Origin of the sequence: Mesorhizobium sp. M7A.F.Ca.US.006.04.2.1 (genome assembly GCF_004022915.1) — a bacterium.
In the GTDB taxonomy this organism is placed as follows: Bacteria; Pseudomonadota; Alphaproteobacteria; order Rhizobiales; family Rhizobiaceae; genus Mesorhizobium; species Mesorhizobium ciceri.
Genome location: NZ_RZQA01000862.1, coordinates 1 through 2,665 on the forward strand (window position 1 = coordinate 1; position 2,665 = coordinate 2,665).

1 protein-coding gene is annotated in these 2,665 nt (G+C 60.9%); it reads right to left on the minus strand.

The features are described from left to right. Window positions 1–376: 376 nt before the first annotated feature. A complete protein-coding gene (locus EN925_RS31315) occupies window positions 377–2,194 on the minus strand; it encodes an OmpA family protein (protein ID WP_127385250.1) in 1,818 nt (605 codons plus the stop codon). Between the last annotated feature and the right edge of the window lie 471 nt (window positions 2,195–2,665).

Genomic DNA, 2,665 nt, shown 5'->3' on the forward strand with positions numbered 1-2,665 from the left:
CTCGGGGGCGGATGGAGGGGCCGATCCGGTCGGTGGCGCTAGCCCGGGGTTCGAGGCCATATCGTCTCAAAGGACGGCCGCAATCTGATTGCACGGCTTCAGATGAAGCTGCATTTAGCGGCGGGTCAATGCGACGCTCAACGTTCCACGGATCCAACGAATGGGCGGCCGACACAAGCGCGCTGCGATGTCCATGCTTGATTACCTCCGGACGCCCAAGCTCCGCGCGCACTACGCAGCCAGCGGGTAAATTCCGGGAACGTTCAAATCCCGCTTCAACCACCAGCGCCGGCCACCATTTTGATTAGAGCCGGCGCCTTGGCTGGTAACGGTCTCGCGATTCGGCGAGCTTTACCGAATCGCGAGATTGTCCTGGTTAGTTGGCGCTGGCGATGGGCGCCACAAGCGGCGTGATGCGGCGAATAGCGACGCGGCGGTTCTGTCTTTCGGGCCCTGTCGTGTTCACCTTAAGATAGCGCTCGCCGTAGCCTTGGGTCGTCAGGTTCTCTGGCGCGATGCCAAAGGCGTTGGTGAGGGCCTCGGCAACTGCCTCGGCTCGCTGGTCGGACAACGCCAGGTTCGCATTGTCGCTACCGACAGCATCGGTGTGGCCTTCGATCAAGAAGGTTTCCGCCGGGTTCTTCTTCAGCAGGCGCTCCATTGCGTCCGCAACCCCTTGCAGCTTTTTGACTTCGCTGTCCGAGATCGCGGCCGAACCGGACTCGAAATTCAACGTGTCGAGATCAACGCGCCGGGCGATATCGCGCACACGCGCCGAGCGCTTGACCTCGTCGACCGAGTAGAGGCGCTGGACTTTTTCCACCGGCGGTTGCTCGAGGAAGGTGTAGTAGTCGTCGGAATCCTCTACCAAATCCGACTCCAGGATGTATTGCTTGCGCGGGATGGTGAGCCGCATCGGTGGCAAGTCATCTCCAGGGTCGCGCCAATCCTGCACGTCCTGGTAATACCTCTCGTCGACGTAGCTCAACACATACTCGCGGCCGTCGGGGGTGATGCGGGAGCGCTGGATGACGTCTCCATTGCGGTTGCGGATGGTGACGATTTGGTTGCCATTGTCGCGAACGATCGTCTCGCGTGTGCGGCCGCCCGGCAGATCCTCATAATACACGTCCTTGGCACCACGGTTCATGCGCGGTGCTTCGTTGCTCTCGACTATCGTCTGGTTGTTGAACTGGATGATGACCCGGCCGCCAATTTCCGTGAGGACATCGGCGCCTTTCGGACGTTCCGGCGCTTGGGTATCAGGCGCCTTTTCACGGCGGGTACCCTTTTCGTTCGTCACCGGAACGATCTTCTCCGGCTTGATCTCCTGCTGCGCTGACTTGTCGTCTGCAGGGGGTGGTCCGGCCTCTGCGGGGGCAGCGGTGGGCGCCGGGGCCTGACCCCCATCGCTCTGCTGAGCAGGCGGTTTGCCGTCCTTGCCCGGACGTTTTGCATCCTTTTCGCTGTCAAGGACGGGTGCGGCGTTCGGATCTGCTGGCGCCTCGCCCTGGACTGGCTTTTCGCTTTGGATGGGCGCCGCCGGCTCACCATTGGCTGGCTTTTCGGAGGCTGGAGGCTGCTGGTCGGTTGAAGGTTGCTCTCCAGTCACAGGCTGCTTTGATGCAGGCCCCTCGGCGCCAGGCTGCTCGGCGGCAGGTTTTTTTGTAGGTTCCGCCGGCTGTTCGCCCTGTACAGGCGCAGGCTGATCGGTCGCAGCGGGCGCTTGGGGAGCCGGGGTGGGCAAAGGCGCCTTGTCTGCGGGCGGCTGGACTTGCTTGCCTGCCGGTTCGTCGGGAGCCTTGTTGGGCGCAGGCTCGGCTGGCGGCGCCGGCACAGGCTCGGCTGTTGGAGCGGGCTGTTTCTTCGTCGACAGTTCAGCCGGTGGCGTGGATTCTGGAACGGGAGTTGACTCAGACGCCGGAGCTGCCTCTTTTGGCTGCTCCTGCGGTTTTGGAGTAGGCTGTGGTTCGGTCGCTGGAGGTGGAGCAGCGTTTTCGGACGGAGCCTGTTGCCTTAGCGCGCAGGCTTCGGCGGACTCGCCCTCCTTACATTTCAACTTGATAAAAATCGGCGTTGCGGATTCGGCGAACCGTCCAGCGCTGAATGCTGCGCTGAGCGGCGCCCCTAACGGCACCGAGGCGATGAGCAACCCGAGTGCGGTGCTGGCCAAAATCTTTGGTCGGCGTGTCATTTGAATCTCCGTGATGTGTCCCCTCGCTATGCAAACTGGCCACTGCCACGTTGGTTCCCCGAAGCCAAAGAAGCAGGGCATCACTGAAGCGGAAGCTCGCGAGCTTGTCAGCTTATTGTGCCGCGCCAAATGGTCGTAGCTCATGCGGGAAGCCCGGCTGTCAATTCGCAAGCCCTGAATCTCAAACTGACCTGTACGGGCGGGCCGCCATTGTTGACTCAGCCTATGCCAAACGCGTAAGTCCCGGTTCGCGCACGACGTCCAGGGCGCAGCTTTTCAACTTTGAAGGTATCAAAATGGACGACAAATATGCCAATGCGCGAGAGCACTTTTTCGCGGCAATTCGCACACTAGCAGCCTCTACCGACGCCATACAAACGCGATTGATCGACGCAAATGTGAACATTCTGCACGTTACCATCGATGAATTCGATGGTGACCGGGAGCTCAAGTTCAAGTTCGCAAAGATAC

Bases quoted from the DNA above. Each gene is read 5' to 3' on its own strand.
- EN925_RS31315 (WP_127385250.1), bottom strand. From the start codon at position 2,194: ATGACACGCCGACCAAAGATTTTGGCCAGCACCGCACTCGGGTTGCTC.